The sequence below is a fragment of the Nocardia sp. NPDC052001 genome, from assembly GCF_040680615.1.
Classification (GTDB): domain Bacteria; phylum Actinomycetota; class Actinomycetes; order Mycobacteriales; family Mycobacteriaceae; genus Nocardia.
The window spans coordinates 655,830-675,402 of record NZ_JBFAXC010000001.1 but is presented as its reverse complement, the minus strand read 5'-3'; the positions used below and the strand labels follow the sequence as shown (position 1 = coordinate 675,402).

19 protein-coding genes are annotated in these 19,573 nt (G+C 67.6%); 9 read left to right on the top strand and 10 right to left on the bottom strand.

Annotation, left to right across the window (positions count from 1 at the left end; translation table 11 throughout):
* Positions 1–116: 116 nt before the first annotated feature.
* From AB0L82_RS03205 to AB0L82_RS03195, 3 genes are all read left to right on the top strand, one after another.
* The gene (locus AB0L82_RS03205; protein WP_364630233.1) at positions 117–926 is read left to right on the top strand and encodes a hypothetical protein; all 810 of its coding nucleotides are present in this window, start codon (positions 117–119) and stop codon (positions 924–926) included.
* A 100-nt stretch (positions 927–1,026) separates the two neighbouring features.
* Entirely contained in the window at positions 1,027–1,926 is a 900-nt protein-coding gene (locus AB0L82_RS03200) for a hypothetical protein (protein WP_364630230.1), read from the top strand.
* Positions 1,927–2,013: 87 nt separating this feature from the next.
* The gene (locus tag AB0L82_RS03195) at positions 2,014–3,045 is read left to right on the top strand and encodes an ATP-dependent 6-phosphofructokinase (protein ID WP_364630227.1); all 1,032 of its coding nucleotides are present in this window, start codon (positions 2,014–2,016) and stop codon (positions 3,043–3,045) included.
* A 9-nt stretch (positions 3,046–3,054) separates the two neighbouring features.
* Here the strand turns inward: AB0L82_RS03195 and AB0L82_RS03190 are convergent, their stop codons facing one another.
* The 5 genes from AB0L82_RS03190 to AB0L82_RS03170 all read right to left on the bottom strand — a co-directional run bounded on the left by AB0L82_RS03190 (position 3,055) and on the right by AB0L82_RS03170 (position 8,634).
* Positions 3,055–3,255, bottom strand: coding sequence for a DUF397 domain-containing protein (locus AB0L82_RS03190; RefSeq protein ID WP_364630224.1), 201 nt, complete (start codon positions 3,253–3,255; stop codon positions 3,055–3,057).
* A complete protein-coding gene (locus tag AB0L82_RS03185; protein ID WP_364630221.1) occupies positions 3,252–4,133 on the bottom strand; it encodes a helix-turn-helix transcriptional regulator in 882 nt (293 codons plus the stop codon). Before AB0L82_RS03185 ends, AB0L82_RS03190 begins: the two co-directional genes overlap by 4 nt.
* A 226-nt stretch (positions 4,134–4,359) precedes the next feature.
* Positions 4,360–6,495, bottom strand: a complete 2,136-nt coding sequence (locus AB0L82_RS03180; protein ID WP_364630218.1) for a protein kinase — start codon at positions 6,493–6,495, stop codon at positions 4,360–4,362.
* Between the two features lie 73 nt (positions 6,496–6,568).
* Positions 6,569–7,228 carry a response regulator transcription factor gene (locus tag AB0L82_RS03175; protein WP_364630215.1) on the bottom strand — a complete coding sequence of 220 codons (660 nt, stop codon included), beginning with the start codon at positions 7,226–7,228 and terminating at the stop codon, positions 6,569–6,571.
* 188 nt (positions 7,229–7,416) lie between these two features.
* Entirely contained in the window at positions 7,417–8,634 is a 1,218-nt protein-coding gene (locus AB0L82_RS03170; protein ID WP_364630212.1) for a histidine kinase, read from the bottom strand.
* A 433-nt stretch (positions 8,635–9,067) separates the two neighbouring features.
* On the opposite strand from AB0L82_RS03170, the gene AB0L82_RS03165 reads away from it, so the two are divergent.
* Together AB0L82_RS03165 and AB0L82_RS03160 are read left to right on the top strand one after the other, a co-directional pair.
* Entirely contained in the window at positions 9,068–9,763 is a 696-nt protein-coding gene (locus AB0L82_RS03165; protein ID WP_364632741.1) for a hypothetical protein, read from the top strand.
* A gap of 257 nt (positions 9,764–10,020) precedes the next feature.
* Positions 10,021–11,475: an alpha/beta-hydrolase family protein gene (locus tag AB0L82_RS03160; protein WP_364630209.1), complete on the top strand. Its 1,455-nt coding sequence runs from the start codon at positions 10,021–10,023 to the stop codon at positions 11,473–11,475.
* A gap of 87 nt (positions 11,476–11,562) precedes the next feature.
* Here the strand turns inward: AB0L82_RS03160 and gatA are convergent, their stop codons facing one another.
* Together gatA and gatC are read right to left on the bottom strand one after the other, a co-directional pair.
* Complete coding sequence (gene gatA, locus AB0L82_RS03155) at positions 11,563–13,032, bottom strand: Asp-tRNA(Asn)/Glu-tRNA(Gln) amidotransferase subunit GatA (RefSeq protein WP_364630206.1); 1,470 nt, start codon at positions 13,030–13,032, stop codon at positions 11,563–11,565.
* On the bottom strand, positions 13,029–13,328 hold the full coding sequence (gatC, locus tag AB0L82_RS03150; RefSeq protein ID WP_364632740.1) for an Asp-tRNA(Asn)/Glu-tRNA(Gln) amidotransferase subunit GatC: 300 nt from the start codon (positions 13,326–13,328) through the stop codon (positions 13,029–13,031). The genes gatA and gatC overlap by 4 nt, the downstream gene beginning before the upstream one ends.
* A 276-nt stretch (positions 13,329–13,604) precedes the next feature.
* Here gatC and AB0L82_RS03145 point away from each other — a divergent pair, with 276 nt between their 5' ends.
* From AB0L82_RS03145 to AB0L82_RS03135, 3 genes are all read left to right on the top strand, one after another.
* A complete protein-coding gene (locus AB0L82_RS03145) occupies positions 13,605–14,255 on the top strand; it encodes an amino acid-binding protein (RefSeq protein ID WP_364630203.1) in 651 nt (216 codons plus the stop codon).
* A 166-nt stretch (positions 14,256–14,421) separates the two neighbouring features.
* Entirely contained in the window at positions 14,422–14,835 is a 414-nt protein-coding gene (locus tag AB0L82_RS03140; RefSeq protein ID WP_364630200.1) for a hypothetical protein, read from the top strand.
* A 1-nt stretch (position 14,836) separates the two neighbouring features.
* Entirely contained in the window at positions 14,837–15,358 is a 522-nt protein-coding gene (locus tag AB0L82_RS03135; RefSeq protein ID WP_364630197.1) for a hypothetical protein, read from the top strand.
* A gap of 187 nt (positions 15,359–15,545) precedes the next feature.
* Here the strand turns inward: AB0L82_RS03135 and AB0L82_RS03130 are convergent, their stop codons facing one another.
* Positions 15,546–16,046: a GNAT family N-acetyltransferase gene (locus AB0L82_RS03130; RefSeq protein WP_364630194.1), complete on the bottom strand. Its 501-nt coding sequence runs from the start codon at positions 16,044–16,046 to the stop codon at positions 15,546–15,548.
* 49 nt (positions 16,047–16,095) lie between these two features.
* A complete protein-coding gene (gene ligA, locus AB0L82_RS03125; protein WP_364630191.1) occupies positions 16,096–18,174 on the bottom strand; it encodes an NAD-dependent DNA ligase LigA in 2,079 nt (692 codons plus the stop codon).
* A 121-nt stretch (positions 18,175–18,295) separates the two neighbouring features.
* On the opposite strand from ligA, the gene AB0L82_RS03120 reads away from it, so the two are divergent.
* On the top strand, positions 18,296–18,715 hold the full coding sequence (locus tag AB0L82_RS03120) for a PPOX class F420-dependent oxidoreductase (RefSeq protein ID WP_364630188.1): 420 nt from the start codon (positions 18,296–18,298) through the stop codon (positions 18,713–18,715).
* A gap of 56 nt (positions 18,716–18,771) precedes the next feature.
* On the opposite strand, the gene AB0L82_RS03115 is transcribed toward AB0L82_RS03120, so the two are convergent.
* Complete coding sequence (locus AB0L82_RS03115; protein WP_364630185.1) at positions 18,772–19,488, bottom strand: SDR family oxidoreductase; 717 nt, start codon at positions 19,486–19,488, stop codon at positions 18,772–18,774.
* Positions 19,489–19,573: the final 85 nt, after the last annotated feature.

Sequence of the window (19,573 nt, the reverse complement as noted above, 5' to 3'; positions counted from 1 at the left end):
GCAAGGCCATTGCTCGATGTTTCTCGTTTGCGACACTGCTGGCGGTATCGGCGTGCGCGATGCACGTGAGTTCGGCGGATGCGCCGGCCACGGGCTCCGCGGAGGTCCCGCCCGCTTTGGAGACGACCGAGACGCCGAGTCTGTCGATGATCGCGCCGAACTTCCCGGATATGTTCGGACTGCCGAAATCGATTACGTTCGCAGCGGATTTCGCGGATCTGCAGTCCGCGCTGGACGGTCGCGTCGGGCTCGCGGTGATGCCGGTGGGCGGCGGCGATATGACGGTGCTGGGCAACTGGACCACCGGCATCGCCTGGTCCACCATCAAGGTGCCGCTGGCGCTGGCCGCCATGCGCCAGGATCCGACCGGATTGCGGGAGCTGGCCGAAGCCGCCATCACCTTCTCCGATAACGATGCGGCGCAAACGCTTTGGAACTCGCTGGGCACCGGCTCGCAGGCAGCGGCCGCGGTCGAGTCGATCCTGCGCGAGGCGGGCGACGCCACCACCGATGTGGCCGCGCGGCATACCCGCCTGGCCACCCTGGGCTCGGATGATCTGCTCGCCTTCGGCGCGACGGATTGGTCGCTCACCGATCAGGTGAAGTTCGCCTCCAAGCTGCCGTGCCTGCCGCGCGCGAATTCGGTTGTCTCACTGATGAGTGAGATCACCCCGAGCCAGAGCTGGGGTCTGGGCCGTTTGATCGGCGCGGAGTTCAAGGGCGGCTGGGGACCCGATGACGACACCGGCAATTACACGGTGCGCCAGTTCGGTTTGATCCCGACGCTGGCCGGTCCGATCGCCGTCGCGCTCGCCGCCGAACCCACCTCCGGCAGCTTCGAGGATGCCACCGACATGATGGACAAGATGGCGCTGCTGCTCGGCGATCACCTGCCCGACCTACACGGCGGGCTCTGCTCACATTGACGGAAAGCCCCGGGCGGCACCGCAATTCTCGAGGTTGAGAGAGCGTCCTCGAGATTGACGCATACCGGTGAGTCCGCTAGGAAACAGGGACTCGCCGGAGATGATGGAGGTAACCCGGGTGGACGCACCATATTCGCCGCGCGGACGCTTGGCCGCGATCGTGAGCTGTTGCGCGGCAGTCCTGCTGGTGACCGCCGGATGCTCCAGCAAGCCCGCGATCGTCCCCACCGCCACCACCGCCGCGACCAAAGCGCCCGGCTCACTCCCGTCCACGCTGGTGGCGGCCATGCCGGGCACACTGGCCTGGGATTTCGAGAATGAGCTACGCCAGAGCCTCAATGGCAAAGTGGCGCTGGCGATTCTGCCGGTGAACAGCGATCGCGCCATGACACTCGGGGATTGGACCGTAGGGCCCGCCTGGTCCTCGATCAAGGTGCCGCTCACCCTCGCCGCGCTGCGCGCGAATCCGGGCTATACCGGGGCCGCCAGCAATGCGATCACCAACTCCGACAATGCCGCCGCGGATATGCTGTGGCAGTCCCTGGGCACACCGGAGGTCGCCGCGCAGGCGGTGCAGGATGTGCTGCGCGAGGGCGGCGACAACACCACCAAGGTGCCCGCGAACCGTTCCCGTTCGGATTACTCGGCTTTCGGGCAGGCCGAATGGGCCATCGCCGATCAGCTCACCTTCGCCGCGCATCTGCCCTGTCTGCCGCAATCGGATTCGGTCACCTCGCTGATGGGCAAGATCAGCTCCGGACAGCGCTGGGGGCTGGGCACGCTCAGCGGGGCGCAATTCAAGGGCGGCTGGGGGCCCGATACCAGCGGTGATTATCTGGTCCGGCAGTTCGGGCTGATTCCGGTCACCGGCGGGCAGGTGGCCATCGCGATTGCCGCGCAGCCTGCTTCGGGGTCCTTCGATGACGGCACCGCCATGCTCACCAAGATCGCCGGGCTGATCGATTCGCATCTGAACGAGTTGCGCGGCGGTAAGTGCTGAACTCTCAGTGGGCGCTGAGGGCCTCTTAACCAGCGGTTCACGGGGGCGCGCCCCACCGCGACCCCGACTCGGGGCAAGATAGACGCCATGCGCATCGGAGTCTTGACCGGAGGCGGAGACTGCCCTGGACTGAACGCGGTGATCCGAGCTGTCGTTCGCACCGCGAACGGCCGCTGGGGCGACGCGATCGTCGGGTTCCAGGACGGGTGGCGCGGGCTACTCGAGGATCGCAAGATCCAGATTCTGAACAATGACCGCACCGACCGGCTGCTCACCAAGGGCGGCACCATCCTCGGCACCGCCCGCACCAATCCGGACGTACTGCGCGCCGGACTGCCACGCATCAAACAGACCCTGGACGACAACGGAATCGACGCCCTCATCCCGATCGGCGGCGAGGGCACCCTGACAGCCGCCAGCTGGCTCGCCGACGAAGGCGTCCCGGTGGTCGGCGTCCCCAAGACCATCGACAACGATATCGACTGCACCGACACCACATTCGGGCACGACACCGCCATCGCCATCGCCACCGAGGCCATCGACCGGCTGCACACCACCGCGGAATCGCATCAGCGCGTCATGCTGGTCGAGGTGATGGGGCGGCACGCGGGGTGGATCGCCATCAACTCCGGTATCGCCTCCGGGGCGCATCTGACCCTGGTGCCCGAGGTGCCGTTCGATGTGGACGAGGTGTGCGCCATGGTGAAACGGCGCTTCCAGCGCGGGGATTCGCACTTCATCTGCGTGGTCGCCGAAGGGGCGCATCCGGATCCGAAATCCATGGCGCTGCGCGACGGCGGCATCGACGAATTCGGGCATGTGCGCTTCACGGGTGTGGCGCAGCAGCTCGCGCCGGAGATCGAACGGCGCATCGGCAAAGAGGTGCGGGTGACCGTGCTGGGGCATGTGCAGCGCGGTGGTACGCCCACCCCGTACGACCGGGTGCTGGCCACTCGCTTCGGCGTGCATGCGGCAGAAGCCGTGCACGCCGGTCAATTCGGGCAGATGGTCGCGGCGCACGGCACCGAAATCGAACTGGTGCCGCTGTCCGAGGCGACCAAACAGCTCAAACTCGTTCCGCAGGAACGCTATCGGGAAGCCGCGGCTTTCTTCGGCTGAGTAGTCCCGCTACACCTCGAAACGCCCCTGCCGCAGCGCGGCGGTGAATCTGTCCCATTCGGCGGGCCCGAATAGCAATTCGGGCCCGGCCGGATTCTTGCTATCCCTAACTCCCACACCTGTTTCCAGGAATGCGATCTCCACGCACTCCTTCGCCCCGGTGCTGCGGGCGCTCTTGAACCACCTGTTGCCGGACGGTTCGTCACTCACGTTCCGTACTCCTTCGCTGCCTTGCGCAACAGATCCCTACTACTGGCCTCATCCAGCGCCGAGTGCTGGAGAGCCTGGTATGCCTGGCGATACTTTTCGACCGCGGCCTGCTTTTCCAGATAGAGGTCGCCGAGAAAGTTCTCCAGGTACACCACGGTGGGTTCGACCGGTCGGTTTACTGTGTCCCGGCCGAAATCCAGAATCACGAACGGCCCCACGGTATGGCCGATCGGGACGCCCGCGGAGAAGGGTAGTACACGCACAGCGATCGTCGGGAGTGTCGACATGTCCGCGACGCGTCGCAACTGTGCGGACATGATCCTCGGACTGCCCACGACCCGGCGTAATGCCGTTTCGTGGACGATTACGGTGAAGCTCGCGGCATTGCGTTTTCTGGTCAAAAGGGACTGCCGGCGCATCTTCAACTGCACTCTGCGGTCGATGTCACCGCCCTCAGCATCCGGCCAGTAATCACTGATCAGGACGCGTGCGTAATCGGTGGTCTGCAGCAGTCCGGGGATGAGATCGGGTTGATAGGAGACCAGACTGCGCGCCGAGGCCTCCAGGCCCACATAGACATTGAAGCCCTCGGGAATGAGGTCGTCGTATTCGTGCCACCAGGACTTGACACTGGCCTGCTGGGCCAGACCCATGACGGCGGAACTGAACTCATCGTCGAAGTCATATATGCGGCATAACTCCCGAATGTCCAGTACGCGAATCTTTTCCGCGTTTCCGGTCTCCAGGCGCTGTAGTTTCGACTCGCTCCACTCCATCATCGAAGCGGCTTCGGCAATGGTCATATTGCATTGCATCCGCCCCTCGCGCAGGTATCGCCCCAACTGGCGGCGCGGCAGCGTAGAACCATGATCGGACATCGAGTCCTCCCCCGCGAAGGCGGTTTTCGGTCACTGTGAACGATGCTCCCACGCAATATGAACGCCGACCTGGAGGTTTCACAAACTTTCCGCCGACACGCGAATTCCATTGCCCGCCCGCACCCGCCAATGCTGGACTGGAACAGCGCCCGGCGAGAGCCGGAGCCCTGATTTCGGACCCACTCGTCCCCGAGCCGGGCGCACCACAACTCCCCGCCGAGCGCCGCTACCCGGCCACCTGAATCACCACGAACGCCAGCATCAACAGCAGTGCCAGCGCCGCCAGCCCCAGCACCACCAGGGCGGTGAGTTGCGATTTGCCGACAGGCTCCGGAACCTGCTGCGGTGGAGCGGAATTCATCGGGTATCCGGGTGGAGCGAAGGCCGGTGCGGGCGGCACCGGCCCGGACTCCGGACTCCGAGCGGGCTCCGGACTCCGGGCGGGCTCGACCGGTGACACCGCACCGGAATCCGAGGTCTGAGCGGGCTCGCTGGGCGGCACTCCCGCACCGGGACCGCGCGCCCACACCCGATCCGGGTCAGAGGCGTCGGATACCGCGGCGGGCTGACTCGGTGGGGTCGCCCCTGCCCCGGTCGAGGGCACGAATGCCCCGGACTCCGGATTCCGCTGCGCCGCATCGGGATGGCTTGCCGCGCGGGAATCTTCTCGGGTCCCGGATTCCGCGGCCGGGGATGCGCTCGTCTCCGGCTGATCGGGTGAATCCGGCTCGTGTTCCTGCGAACTCATCGGAAGTTCCGATTGACCGGAAGCCGAGGTACGCGATTCGGCCGAGTCCACGCCGATCGACGAATCCGCCTCAGGACCATGCGAAGGCGAGCCATGAGCGGACTCATCACCGGACCCGGGTGGCACATCCTGCGAGTCGGACGGTTCCACGCCTGGCGACTGCGATTCCGCAGGTGGGCGATGGGTGGGGAACGAGTCCGTGGGGCGAGCGGCAAGGTCCGGCGCGGGATGCGGTTCGGCCGTCAGTTGGCGGGGTGAATCTTCCTGCGCCGGTGTCGAAGTCGCTGCGGGGTCTGCGCCCGATGGGGAGGATTCCGCCGGAGCAGCGGGAGAGCGGTGGGTCGGGAAGGAGTCGGTGGGCCGGAATGCCGAATCGTCCAGTGGCACTGCCGGGTCCGCGGCGACAGGCGGGCCGACCGGAGCGAAGGGTGGCTGAGGACCCGAGGGGACCGCACCGGGCTGGGCTGGGGCCTGCGGTTGTTGCTGGATCTGATAGTTCGGCGCTACGGGCGGATACGCCTGGGCGGGTACCGCACCCGGCTGGGGGGCTGGTGAATATGACTGGGCGGGAACAGGTGCCGCGCCGGGGGGCTGGCCAGGCTGCGGTGCGGGCGGGTAGCCCTGGGGCGGTACGGCCGGGGGCTGTTGTGGCGGGTAGTTCTGGGGCGCAGGGGAATAGGCGGGTGGGGCGGCGGGATAGGCGCCCGCCGGTGGGGCGCCGTAGACGGGCACGGCGACGTTGTAGGGCTGGCCCGGGTAGCCGGGCGGGTGCAGGGGGGTGGTGTTGGTGAGGGCGTGGCGGGCGGCCTTGGCGAAATCGGAGCAGGAGGGGAAGCGGTCGGCGGGGCGTTTGGCCATGGCCTTGGTGAGGACGGCGTCCATGGCCTGGGTGAGGCCGGGGCGGCGCAGGGAGACCGGGGGTGGGAGGAGTTGGAGGTGGCCGCGGATGAGTTCGCCCGGATGCGGGGAGTCGTAGGGGCCCGCGCCGATAAGGAGCCAGTAAAGGGCACAGGCCAGGGAGTATTGGTCGGTGGTGTGGTCGAGGTGGCCGCCGGTCATCTGTTCCGGGGAGGCGTAGGCCAGGGTGGCGGTGAACATGCCGCGCTGGGTGAGATGGGTGGAATCCTCGCGCAGGCGGGCGATGCCGAAATCGGTGAGGAAGACGCGCTCACCGTGACCCGCGACCGCCCGGGCCAGAATGATGTTGGCGGGCTTGACATCCCGATGCAGCACACCGCGCGCGTGCGCGTAATCGAGTGCGTCCGCGACACCCTCGATGATCTGCACCGCGCGCTCGGGCGGCAACTGCGTGACATTCACCCCGGCCGCGTCCACGCCGTCGATGAACTGCATGGAGATCCACAGCTGCTCATCCTCGGTGCCGCGGTCGTACACCTCGACGATATTGGGGTGGTCCAGTTGCGCCACCAGATCCGCCTCGCGCTCGAAGCGCGCGCGAATCTCCCTGTCCGCGAAGAGTTCCCGATTCAGCAGTTTGAGTGCGGTGAGCCGCCCCAGCCGCGGATGCCTGGCCAGGAACACCGACCCCATACCGCCCTGACCGAGCATCCTCTCGATGGTGAAACCGGCGAATACGTCACCGTTGTTCAACACTGTGACGACCCCCTTCCGGTGACGTTCGAGTCCGTGAGCCTACCGCGCAAAATACCGTCCGACCGGCCCGATTTCAGCCCGGTGTCACCAGGCCGGATTCGTACGCCAGTACCACCGCCTGCGCGCGATCGCGCAGATTCAGTTTGGCGAAAACCTTGGAGACATGGGTCTTCACGGTCTGCTCGGCCACGAACAGATTCTCGGCGATCTCCGCGTTGGACAGCCCGCGCGCGACCAGTTCCAGCACTTCCCGCTCGCGGGGAGTCAAAACCCCGAGCGCGGGCGCGGGCGCACGGCGATTGCGGCGCTTGGTGACATCGGCGATGAGCCGGCGGGTGACCGTCGGGGCCAATAGCGCGTCACCGGCGGCGACCACGCGCACCGCGCGCACCAGTTCCTCGGCGGGCGCGTCCTTGAGCAGGAATCCGCTCGCGCCGATGCCCAGCGCCTCGTACACGTAATCGTCGATATCGAAGGTGGTGAGCATGAGCACCCGCACCGGCGGATCGAAATTGGCGGACAGAATCGCCCGCGCGGCATCGAGCCCATTCATCTCCGGCATGCGCACATCCATCAGCACCACATCCGGGCGCAGCCGTTTCGCTTCCGCCACAGCGGCTTTCCCATCGGGGGCGTCCCCGATCACGCTGATATCGGGTTGCGCCGCCAGCAGCGCGCCGAAACCCGCGCGCACCATCGCCTGATCATCGGCGATCAACACCGTTATCGCCACAGTCCCACCTCACGCACCCAACCGAGTTTGCCACGCCACGCGCCGGAGAGCCTCAGCCACATCGACTTCGCACCCCGACGCGCCGCGATATCCGGCGAATCGGATCGCCGAGCGGGACCCGGCGCTGCCCCGTCCATACGCGACCGCGTCCCCCGCACGGGCGGTGCGGGGGACGCGAATCGCACGAATCAGATGGCGGGGTGCAGGTCCGCCCGCCCGCTCACGGTGGCGACACCGGGCGTCAGCGGCAACTCCGCCCGCACCTCGAAGCCACCGTCGGAACGCGGTGCGGCGGTGAGGTTGCCGCCGACCGCGACGGCCCGGGCCTGCATACCCGCGATACCGCTGCCGCCGACGTGATCGGTATGCGGTGCGCTGTGCGGGCGGTCATTGGCGATGGACAGATTCAGCGCGGCCGCGGTGGTGATGCGCACCCAGACCGGGGCGCCGGGCGCGTGCCGGGAGGCATTGGCCAGCGATTCCTGCGCGATGCGATACAGCGCGAGACCGGTGGTGTCCGGGATCGCGTCCAGATTCCCGTCGATGGTCCAGGTGAGCGGCACCCCGGCGCGGCGCGCACCCTCGAGCAGGGCGAGCACATCGGTGGCGGTGGGTTGCGGTGCGTGCTCGGGCAATTGCCCGTCACTGCGCAGCACGCCCAGCAGTCCGCGAATCTCGTTGAGCGCGGCGCGCGCTCCCGAACCGATGGATTCGAATTCCTCGCACGCGGCCGGGGAGAGCCCTTCGATGCGGTAGGGCGCGGTCTGCGCCTGCACCACCACCATGGACATATGGTGCGCGACCACATCGTGCAGATCGCGGGCGATGCGCGCCTTCTCCTCCAGGATCGCGCGGCGGGCACGCTCGAGTTCGGTCTCCTCGGACTGTTTGAGCAGCTGCTGCCGGGACACCACCACCCAGCGCACCAGCAGGCCGAAGATCACCAGCCCGGTGATGGCGATGGGCCAGCCGAATCCGGCCTCGGCGAAACTGTCCCCGGTCTGGGCCATGGTGGTGGCCATCAGCAGGGAGGTCGCGAGCCAGGCCACGCCGACGATCTGCATGGGCGCGCGCACCGCGACCGCGAAGACCAGGACGAACAGCGACAGGATGTGCACCACCTGGAACGGCAGCGTATTGCCCGGCTGATGCGGTACCGCCAGTGAGATGAGCAGTGCGGATCCGGCCGAGACCGCCCAGCCCAGCGCCGGATTCACCCGTACCAGCAGCACCGGGAAGGCCGCGAATCCGGCGATGAACGGCATCGCCGCCGCCGGCACCTGATGGGTGAGCTGCAGTGTCGGCCACGCCACCGCCATGAAGACCAGCGCGACGAACACCGTGACGATGTCGACCCACTGCCGAGCTCGCCCCGAATTCACCCGTTTGCCCAAGTTACCGACCATGCCCTCGACGGTAGAGAACTCCCGGCCCTCGCACCTCATACCCCCGGCTCATCTTGCACCCCCTACCCCGGTATCAGTCGCACCCCGCCCTCCCCCACCTCACCCACCACCGAACACCCCCGCAGCGTGAAGCCCCCCGGTCACCCGCATTCCTAGCGTCTTGGCCATGAGAGCGTTCCCGTCCCACCCGGGCACTCCGGACCTGGATACCCAGCCCGCGGCCGGCGCGAGCCGCACCACCGGCGCAGGCATTTCCACCCCTGACAACGGCCATCGCGCAGGCCGCTTCGCGACCGATCACATCGTTGAGCCGATCGCGCCCACCGCGGATCACACACCGCGCCGCCACGATGATGCGGCGGATCTGCCGGGCTCCGGCACCCATGCACGACGCGCTGATGCTCCAGGCGCCAGCCGACTGCACCGGGTCGGCATGCTCGCGGGTGCGGCGACCGTATTGTTCTCCGTCGCAGTGGCTTTCGCTCCGTCGGCGGGAGCCGCCGCGACCGCGCCGGTGATCGCTGAGGACGCGGCCGCCCGCATCGGGATCATGGAATCGACTGCCACGCAGCCGGATCCGAGCGCCATCGCGGACAGCTTCGTCGCGGAGTTCGGCTACCGCCCGGTCATCGAGGCGGGCATGCTGGTCAACCCCAACGGTGACTGCTCCTCGCCCATCCCGCTCCCCCGCGAATTCGACACCGCCTGCAAGGCACACGATCTCGGCTACGACATGCTCCGCTACGCCGATAGCCACGGCCAGCCCCTGGGCCCCTGGGCGCGCCAAACCGCCGACGCCGCACTGGATCAGCGCATGCACGAATCCTGCCTGACCCGCGCCGACGCCCTCTCCCGCGCTCAGTGCCAGCTCATGGCCGGAGTCGCCGCCACCTTCGTGGACCTGAACTCCGCCCGCCAGGACTACGGCGTCCCCGTCCACGAGGCCATGTTCGACTCCACCGATAGCGCCCCCTCCCCGATCGTCCGCTACAGCGCCTTCGGCCTCCTGGCGGCCGTATTCGCCGCCACCGCAACCTTCTTCGCCCGCAGGTCCCGCCGCTCGCTGCCGACCGCGATCAATTCGGCATCGACTTCGCGCATGCCCCTGGCGCAGGCGGTGACGCTGTGAGCACACACATCGAACAGTCCGAGTCGGCGCGAACGGGTGACCGGCCAAAGAGCGAGAATGCCGCGCGACCCGATTCACCGCGGGCGAATACATCCGGTGGCGCAGGCGTCGTAGCCGATTCGACAACCACCGCCGCGGCGCCGGCCCATCGCGACGGCGGCCACAGACCCGGAAGAAGCGGAGCCGAGCGGAGCGACGTCATTCTCGCGACGAACGATACCCGGCGCAACGGTCGAGTAGGCGCTGACGGGGCAGCGTTGAGCGCACTTGCCACCGCACGGGCGGACGCGGGAAGCGGGCCGGACGCGGTCTCCCGGGACGAGCGGGTCCGTGAGTCCGGGCGGCTCGAATCCATATCCGAAAACGGACGTGCGCCTTGGCGATTCGGCTGGCCACGGGCAGGAACGACGCTCGGGGTCGGTTTCGGAGTGCTGGCGTCGCTGGCTCCGGGACTGTTGCCGCGGACTCCCTCGGCACAGGGGATTGTGACGGCACTGCTGGTGCTGATCGGTCTGGGCGTGGTCGGACTCGGCCGAATCGCTGTGCGCCGGATGGGGTTCGAGCGGGGCACGATGCGGGAGCGTTTGCGGTTGCCCGCGCTGTTGGCGGCGGGTCCGGTGACGGCGGTCGCGATGGCGTGGGCACAGCATTGGCAGAACCGATTGCGTGATGCGATGGATGTCTCACCGGTCGGTCCCCTGTACTGGGTGCAGTGGGCGATGTGGTCGACGGCCATCGTCGGGCTGGTGGTCGGGATCTGCCTCGGAATTCGCTGGGCGGTACGGCGATTGGGTCGGTTGCGGAGTCTGCTGGCAGTGGTCGCCCTCGCGGTGACGGCGCAGTTCGTAGTGGTGCCCACCGTGGTGGATTGGCGCAAGGCGTCGTATGCGGCGGCCAATGCCTATGTGGATCCGACGCTGGTGCAGCCGGTTTCGCCGAATCGGTCGGGGAGTCCGGTGTCGGCGGCCAGTTGGCCCTCGCTCGGTTCGCAGGGACGCAAGTTCGTCTCCGGATCGCCCGCACAGAGTGTGCGGGTGTACGTGGGGCTGAATTCCGCACCGGATCTGAACGCGCGTGTGGCGCTGGCGATTAGGGAGTTGGAGCGTTCGGGCGGGTTGGAGCGGGCGAACCTGGTGGCGACCGTGCCGACCGGGTCCGGGTGGATCGACGGTGAAGCGGCCACCGGATTGGATCAGCGGTTCGGCGGCGATGTGGCGCTGGTGGGAGTGCAGTACTCGGACGCCCCCAGCTGGGTCACCTTCATGTTCGGCCGCGCGGCCGCCGAGGAATCCGCCCGGGCCCTGTTCACGGCTGTGGAACAACGGATTTCGACTCTCCCGCATCCGCCGAAGCTCTACGTCTACGGTCAGAGCCTGGGCGCGCTCGGCGGCAATTCGATCTTCGCCACCGACGCCGAACAGGACCGTCGCGCCTGCGCGGTGCTGTGGGCCGGACCGCCCGCCAACGATGTCCATCGCGGCGGGGCGACAATCCTCGCGAACGCCTCCGACCCGGTCGTGCACTGGTCCCCGTCACTGCTGTGGAGCCCGCCGAATCTCACCGGCACCCGCCCGGACGCCCCTGTCCCGCAATGGCTCCCAATGCTGAGCTTCCTGCAAACCAGCGCAGATCTGCTCGCGGCCCTTGACGCTCCCGCCGGTCACGGCCACCGCTACGGCACCGATCAGGGTGGCGCACTTGGCAGCTGCTGACGTACCGCGGACCCGCAAACGACGGCTCCCGGCTGACAGTGTCAGCCGGGAGCCGAATTCGTTTATCGCACTATGCGATCGGAGGGGTCAGGCAATATCGCCGCGGGCCGCCTCGTAGGCCGCGCCGACCCGGTACAGGCGATCGTCCGCCAGTGCCGGGGCCATGATCTGGAGGCCGACGGGCAGGCCGTCGTCCGCGCTGAGACCCGACGGCACCGACATACCGCAGTGCCCGGCCAGGTTGGTGGGCAGGGTGCACAGGTCCGAGAGGTACATGGCCAGTGGGTCGTTGACCTTCTCGCCGAGCTTCCACGGGGTGAACGGGCTGGTCGGGGAGACCAGGACATCCACCGATTCGTAGGCGCGGTCGAAGTCGCGCGCGATGAGCGTGCGGACCTTGAGCGCCTGACCGTAGTAGGCGTCGTAGTAACCGGCCGACAGCGCGTAGGTGCCGATCATGATGCGGCGCTTGACCTCCGGGCCGAATCCGGCCGCACGGCTGAGCTGCATGACCTGATCGGCGCTGTGCGTACCGTCATCGCCGACCCGCAGGCCGTACCGCATGGCATCGAAGCGCGCCAGGTTGGACGACACCTCGGACGGCATGACCAGGTAGTAGGCCGCGAGCGCGTGCTCGAAGTTCGGGCAGGACACCTCGATGACCTCGGCGCCCAGATCCTTGAGCTGTGCGACGGCGGCATCGAAGGAGGCGATCACACCGGGCTGGTAGGAGTCCGAGTGCAGTTCCTTGACCACACCGACCTTCACGCCCGACAGATCACCCTTCGCGCCTTCGCGCGCGGCCGCGACCACCGGGGCCACCGGCACATTGCGCGAGGTGGAGTCGCGCGGGTCGTACCCGGCGATGACCTCGTGCAGCAGCGCGGTATCGAGCACGGTGCGCCCGCACGGCCCGCCCTGATCCAGCGAGGACGCGCACGCGACCAGGCCGTACCGGGATACGGTGCCGTAGGTGGGCTTGGTGCCGACGGTCGCGGTGACCGCGGCGGGCTGGCGGATGGAACCGCCGGTATCGGTGCCGATCGCCAGCGGAGCCTGGTACGAGGCCAGTGCCGCCGCCGAACCGCCGCCGGAACCACCCGGAATCCTGGTGGTGTCCCACGGGTTTCGGGTCGGCCCGTACGCGGAGTTCTCGGTGGAGGAGCCCATGGCGAACTCGTCCATATTGGTCTTGCCGAGGATCGGGATGCCGGCCGCGCGCAGTCGCGCGGTGACGGTCGCGTCGTACGGCGCGGTCCAGCCCTCGAGGATCTTCGACCCGCAGGTGGTCGGCATATCGGTGGTGGTGAAGACGTCCTTGAGCGCGAGCGGCACGCCCGCCAGCGCGGAAGCGGTCTTGCCACCGGCGATTTCGCGATCCACCTCGGCGGCGGTCAGCAGCGCGGCCTCACCGGCGACGTGCAGGAAGGCGTTGATCTCGCCGTCGACCTCGGCGATGCGCGCGATATGCGCCTCGGTCACCTCGACCGAGGACACCTCGCGGGCATGGATCTTCTCCGCGAGCGCGGACGCGCTCAGCTTGGTCAGGTCGGTCATTCGCCTTCTCCCAGAATTTGCGGAACCAGGAACCGCTGCTCCTCGACCGCGGGCGCGCCGGACAGCGCCTGCTCGGGAGTCAGGCACGGCTGCACCACATCCGGGCGGGTCACATTGGTGGCCGGATTCGGGGAGGCGGTGGCGGGGACATCGGCCGCGGCGACCTCGGAAATCTGTGCGACGTGGGTCAGGATGGAATCCAGCTGACCGGCGTACAGATCGAGTTCGTCATCGGTCAAAGCGAGCCGGGACAACCGGGCGAGATGAGCGACCTCGTCCCTGGAGATGGCGGGCACCGCGGGACCCCTTTCGACTGGTTCGAGCATGGTGATTCGACTCGTGACAGCCTAGCGGGGCGTGTCGGACCGGCGGTGACAGGTGTCGCCCGGCGCCGAATCACGGCCCGCGATACCGTTATCGGAGACGCCCCGAATTGATAGGTGACCGATCGGTAAGTGGCCCGGGTCACACGGTTCCCTTCGATTCGATAACCATGACCCGAGGGTGTAAATATTGCGGGACTCGGGTACCCGTCCGAAAGTTTCGGTCGCAGAGGAATGAAAGGAAGGCACGTGTCATACCTGCTTCGCGTGCAACTTCCGGATCGTCCAGGCAGTCTCGGTTCGCTCGCACTCGCGCTGGGTTCCGTGGGCGCCGACATCCTTTCACTGGATGTCGTCGAACGCGGTGACGGTTTCGCGATCGACGACATAGTGGTCGAGGTACCGTCGGGCGCTCTTCCGGACACACTCATCACGGCGGCGGAGTCGCTGCACGACGTACAGGTGGATTCGCTCCGCCCGTACTCGGGCATGCTGGACACGCATCGCGAGCTCGAACTCATCGACCAGGTCGCCAATGCGCGCGACGACCGGTTGCAGGTGCTGGTCGACGGCGTACCCCGCGTCTTGCGGGTGGGCTGGAGCACGGTCATCGATATGGGCCCGTCCGGCGCGTACCGGGTGGTCGGCAGCCAGAGCGCGCCGTCCACGCAGGCCGCCGAGGCCCCGTGGATGCCCCTGGAGAAGCCCGCCGTACTCGACGGTGAGGGCGAGTGGGTGCCGGAGCTGTGGCGCGATATGGACACCAAACTGGCCGCCGCGCCGCTGGGCAATACCGGCAAGGTGCTGCTGCTGGGCCGCCCGGGCGGACCCGATTTCCGGCCGTCCGAAGTGGCACGGCTGGGCTACCTCGCGGGGATAATCGCCACGGTATTGGGCTAGTACTTCTCGAATCGCGCCGGTGTGAGTCAACTCGCACCGGCGCGATTCCTTTGTGCGGCAGGCGTTTTCGCGTCCGTCATCGTTTCGGGACCATCTTCTCAGCTTTTACCTACTATTCAGCTACGTAGGTCATCTACGGTGTAGGTACGTAGATAGCAGAGAGGCAATGACGCCCATGCAGCACAATCGCTCGACCTCGAACCTCCGCCGCGTAACCCTGACCCTGGCACAGGTCATCGGCGCCACCGCCGCCGCCACCATCACCGCGGGCGCCGCCACCGCGGAATCACTCTCCCGTGACGACGGCGCGCGGGACAGCACCCGCTCCGCGCCGAGCCGCAACGCTCCGCCGAATATGGGCGGCACCGGTATGCACGCCATCGATCCGATGGGCTTCCACCACACCGACTCCAATCCCGTACTGCGCAACCAGCATCAGCAGTACCTGCGCGAAATGCGCGCCACCCCACCCGAACCCACGCGCAATCGCCCCAATGGCGGCGATCAGACCACCTGGAATACCAATGCGAATCCCGATGGCAGCTGGACCGTCTGCCGCGCCCAGGCGAGCTGGTGCTGAGATGACCATCACCATCGCGCCCCGCCGCCGCACCCTCGCACCGCTGGCCGTCGCCGTATTGACCACGGCCGCACTACCTTTCGTCGCGGGCACCGCCGAAGCCGAAACCCGCGGCGCACGCCCGGGGGCCAGCTGCCTGTGGGCCGGACAGCCCTACGCCGTCGGCAAGACCGTCGTCGCGGGCGGATCCACCTACCGCTGCGGCAACCAGGCGAATGAGCCCTACTGGTTCGGTGAGGGCAAGACCGCCAAGGCGAGCACCGCCGCCACCCCCGGCGCGATCGCCAACCCGCTCGGCCAATTCAGCCCGGGCGCAAGACAACCCGGCACCGCCTACAACGACTACTGCACCGGCAACCAGCTCATCGAGGGCACCGATGACGTCTACCAGGTGGTGCGCATACCGGGCGGCGGGCTGATGTGGAAGGCCGCCACACCCATCTCGGACTGGAAGTTCGACTCCCCCAAGCCCGCACCGACCTGGCGCACCGCCAGCCTGTGCATCGACGGGGCGCTCACCTAGCCCCGCACCACCCGGGCATGCCCACTCGGCCGCACCACGCGGGGCATGCCCGACCGACCCAGCCATCCCGGCGTACTTGTGGACCGGGATCCGCACCACCCCTGTCAGGGCTGCCTGCCTCGACCGGGATCCGCGCCCGGGTCCATCGTGATTCGCTCCGATGGACTCGGGCACACGCGTGTCCGCATCACTGCATCGGTAGTCGCATGACCGTCAGCGGCAGCCCGCTCATGGCCTTCCAATCCCGTTCCGGCACATGCTCGAAGCCCAGCCGGTCGTAGAGGCGGCGGGCATCGAGCATGGTCGGCATGGTGGTCAGCACCACCGCCCGCCAGCCCTCCGTGCGCGCGATATCGATCACCTTGCGCACCAGCGCCGTTCCGACGCCGAGCCCGCGACCCTGCTTGCCCACCACCAGCATTCGGAATTCCAGCTCACCCTCGCGAGCGATATCGGCGAACTCGGTACCCGCGCGCGCCACCGTCACCGAACCGACCACATCGCCATCCGCGACCGCCACCAGGATCTCGGCGCTCGCGGCCCGCGTCGCGGTATCGCCGAGCTCCGCGACATAGGGGCTTTCGGGATTCACATGGCCCTCGCCGACGTACACATCCACGGTCAGCGCCCCGACGGCCGCGTACTCCCGCGGCTCGACATCCCGGATCGTCACACCCGCGTCACTCATCACCACTCCATCCTCGAACCCCACACCCCCAACACCATTGGACACTCGATCACGAGACCGCTTCGGGGCCATCCGCGAGGAGGCGTTTGAAGCCCGCTTCGTCGAGGATGGGGACGCCCAGTTCCTCGGCCTTGGCGGCCTTGGAGCCGGGGGCCTCCCCGATGACGACGTAGGCGGTCTTCTTGGAGACCGAGGCAGCTGCCTTACCGCCGCGGATCAGGATGGCCTCCTTCGCGCCGTCGCGGGTGAAGTCCTGAAGGGAACCGGTGACCACGATGGACAGGCCCTCGAGAGTGCGCTCGATGGATTCATCGCGCTCATCGGCCATGCGGACGCCGGCGGCCCGCCATTTGTCCACGATGTCGATATGCCACTGGACGGTGAACCATTCCTCGAGCGCGGTGGCGATGGTGGGGCCGACGCCGTCGACGGCGGCCAGCTCCTCATCGGTGGCTTCCTGAATGCTGTCCATACTGCCGAACGCGGACGCCAAAGCCCTTGCGGCCGTGGGGCCGACGTGGCGGATGGACAGTGCCACCAGCACCCGCCACAGCGGGCGATCCTTGGCCGATTCCAGATTCTGCAGCAGCCGCTTGCCGTTCTGCGACAGCGTGCCGCTCTTATTGGTGAAAAGCGTTGTGCCGAGCAGCTTTTCCTCATCGAGGGCGAACAGATCGCCCTCATCCTCGATCGCGCCGGACTTCAGCAGATCGATGGCGGCCTCATAACCGAGCGCCTCGATATCGAACGCGCCGCGACCCGCGACGTGGAATACCCGCTCCCGCAACTGCGCCGGGCAATACTGCTGATTCGGGCAGCGGATATCGGCATCACCCTCCTTGGCGGGAGCGAGTTCGGTACCGCATTCGGGGCAGTGCGTGGGCATGATGAATTCGCGCTCATCGCCGGTGCGCGCGTCCACCACCGGACCCAGCACCTCGGGGATAACGTCACCGGCCTTGCGGATGGTGACGGTATCGCCGATGAGCACGCCCTTGCGCACCACCTCGGAGGCATTGTGCAGGGTCGCCATGGCCACGGTGGAACCCGCGACCGTCACCGGCCGCATGACCGCGAACGGCGTAACCCGGCCGGTACGACCGACATTCACCTGGATGTCCAGGAGTTTGGTGGTGGCTTCCTCGGGCGGGTACTTGTACGCGATGGCCCAGCGCGGGGCCCGCGAGGTCGCGCCGAGGCGGCGTTGCAGTGCGAAATCGTCGACCTTGATGACCTGGCCGTCGATCTCGTGCTCGATATCGTGCCGATGCTCACCCCAGTAGGCGATGCGCTCCAGCACCGGTTCGATGCCCTGGACCCGAATGGTGTGCGCGGAGACCGGCAGCCCCCAGGCCGCCAGCGCCCGGTACGCCTCGTATTGCGATGCGGCACTGAAGCCTTCGGTGCGGCCGAAGCCGTGGCAGATCATGCGCAGGCGGCGGCGCGCGGTGACGGCGGGATCCTTCTGGCGCAGCGATCCGGCGGCGGTATTGCGCGGATTCGCGTACGGCGGTTTACCTTCGGCGACGATCGAGGCGTTCAGATTCTCGAAATCGGCGAGCGTCATATACGCCTCACCGCGCACCTCGAGCAGTTTGGGCACCGGGAACTCGTCGGTGCCGATCAACTCGTGCGGGATATCGTCGATGGTGCGGGCATTGAGCGTGACATCCTCACCCGTGCGCCCGTCGCCGCGGGTCGCGCCGCGCACCAGTTTGCCGTCCTCGTAGACGAGGTTCAGCGCGACGCCGTCGATCTTCACCTCGCAGACGAAATGCGTATCGGCTCCGGTCTCCACCTCGACGCGGGTGATCCAGGCGCGCATCTCGTCGGCATTGAACACATTGTCGAGCGAGTACATCCGCTCCAGATGATCCACCGGCGCGAATTCGGTGGTGAATCCGCCGCCGACCACCTGGGTCGGCGAATCGGGTGTGCGCAGATCCGGATGCGCCTCCTCCAAGGCCACCAGCGCCTGGAACAGCTCATCGAATTCGCCATCGGTGATGATCGGCGCGTCCCGCACGTAGTACCGGAATTGGTGATCGCGCACCTGCTCCGCCAGCTGCTGCCACGCCACGCGCTCGTCCCCACTCGCCGGGGTGATGTCGATGCCCGATTCGCTCACAACCTGCACATTAGCCCAGCCCACCGACACCTTCGCGCAGCATTCCCGCACGTCGCGCGGGTCGCGCGGACATTTATCCGGGACCGGGAACACCGGTCCGGGCGGGCGGGTTGTCCGCGGTATGGACATCGCCACCGCGATCGAATTCGCGCGCCCGCAGCACAACTCGATCCTGACCACCATTCGCAAGAACGGGCGGCCGCAGCAGTCGAATGTGACGCACTGGGTCGGGGACGACGGGCTGATCCGCATCTCGATCACCGCCGATCGGGCCAAGTACTTCAATCTCGTCCGGGAGCCCTGGGCCGCGCTGCACGTGAGCAGTCCCGACTTCTGGTCGTACGTGGTCCTCGAGGGCGAGGCCGAGGTGTCCCCCGTGGCAGCCGAGCCCGAGGACGCCACGGTCGAGGAATTGATCGCCTACTACCGGGCGGTCAGCGGTGAACATCCCGATTGGGACGATTACCGCCGGGCGATGGTGGCCGATCGGCGCGCGGTGGTCCGGATCAGGCCGAACCACGCCTACGGCCTGACACGCTGATCGGGTTGGCCCGGTACCGCGTGCGATCAGCGATCGGACCTCGCGCCCACCTCGGCTCAGGCCAGCACCGCGCCGCCGTCGAGGGTGACGATGCTGCCGGTCGCGTGCGGCTGCTCCAACAGGAACAGGAACGCCCGGGCGATTTCTCGCACCTCCCCCACGCGGCCCAGCGGCGTGTTCGCGGCGGTATCCCGGTAGAAGTCCGCGAGCACCTCCTCCGGGAGCGCCCAGAGCGGGGAGCGAACGACGCCGGGCATGACCGCGTTCACCCGGATCGGGGCCAATTCGACTGCGAGAGCACGGGTCAGGGCCTCGATCGCACCGCAGAGGCTGGACGGCACCGTGGAACCGGGTACGGGGCGCGGGCTCGCGGTACCGGTGGTGAGGGTGATGGAACCGCCGGGTCGCACCCGCGATGCGGCGGCCTGGACGGCGGCGAGCACGCCGAAGTACCTGAGTTCGAAGAACTTTCGGGCCGCGGCGAGATCCAGATCCGCGAGCGGCGAGAGCAGCAGCGCCTCACCTGCGGTGTAGACCAGATGATCGAACGGGCCGATCTCCTCGAACAGTTCGCCGATCCGTGCGGTATCGCCGAGATCGGCCACGAGACCGGCCGCGCCCGAGGGCAATTCGGCCAGGGCGCGTTTCACCGATTCTTCGCGGCTGGAGACGACGGTGATCCGCGCACCCTGTTCGGCGGCCCCGGCCGCGACCGCGAAACCGATGCCGGAGGTACCGCCGAGGACGACTACGTGCTGGTCCGTGAGGGACATGTGGTGTGCCTTTCGATCGGAAACTGTCCTGCCACTCTCGGCTCGGGCGGTGCCATCCGTCCAAGACCTATATCCACCGCTGTAA

Coding starts and splice junctions, on each gene's coding strand:
- AB0L82_RS03200 (WP_364630230.1), top strand. CDS start 1,027: ATGATGGAGGTAACCCGGGTGGACGCACCATATTCGCCGCGCGGACGC.
- AB0L82_RS03195 (WP_364630227.1), top strand. CDS start 2,014: ATGCGCATCGGAGTCTTGACCGGAGGCGGAGACTGCCCTGGACTGAAC.
- AB0L82_RS03185 (WP_364630221.1), bottom strand. CDS start 4,133: ATGTCCGATCATGGTTCTACGCTGCCGCGCCGCCAGTTGGGGCGATAC.
- AB0L82_RS03170 (WP_364630212.1), bottom strand. CDS start 8,634: ATGGTCGGTAACTTGGGCAAACGGGTGAATTCGGGGCGAGCTCGGCAG.
- AB0L82_RS03165 (WP_364632741.1), top strand. CDS start 9,068: ATGCTCGCGGGTGCGGCGACCGTATTGTTCTCCGTCGCAGTGGCTTTC.
- gatA (WP_364630206.1), bottom strand. CDS start 13,032: ATGACCGACCTGACCAAGCTGAGCGCGTCCGCGCTCGCGGAGAAGATC.
- AB0L82_RS03140 (WP_364630200.1), top strand. CDS start 14,422: ATGACGCCCATGCAGCACAATCGCTCGACCTCGAACCTCCGCCGCGTA.
- AB0L82_RS03135 (WP_364630197.1), top strand. CDS start 14,837: ATGACCATCACCATCGCGCCCCGCCGCCGCACCCTCGCACCGCTGGCC.
- AB0L82_RS03130 (WP_364630194.1), bottom strand. CDS start 16,046: ATGAGTGACGCGGGTGTGACGATCCGGGATGTCGAGCCGCGGGAGTAC.
- AB0L82_RS03120 (WP_364630188.1), top strand. CDS start 18,296: ATGGACATCGCCACCGCGATCGAATTCGCGCGCCCGCAGCACAACTCG.
- AB0L82_RS03115 (WP_364630185.1), bottom strand. CDS start 19,488: ATGTCCCTCACGGACCAGCACGTAGTCGTCCTCGGCGGTACCTCCGGC.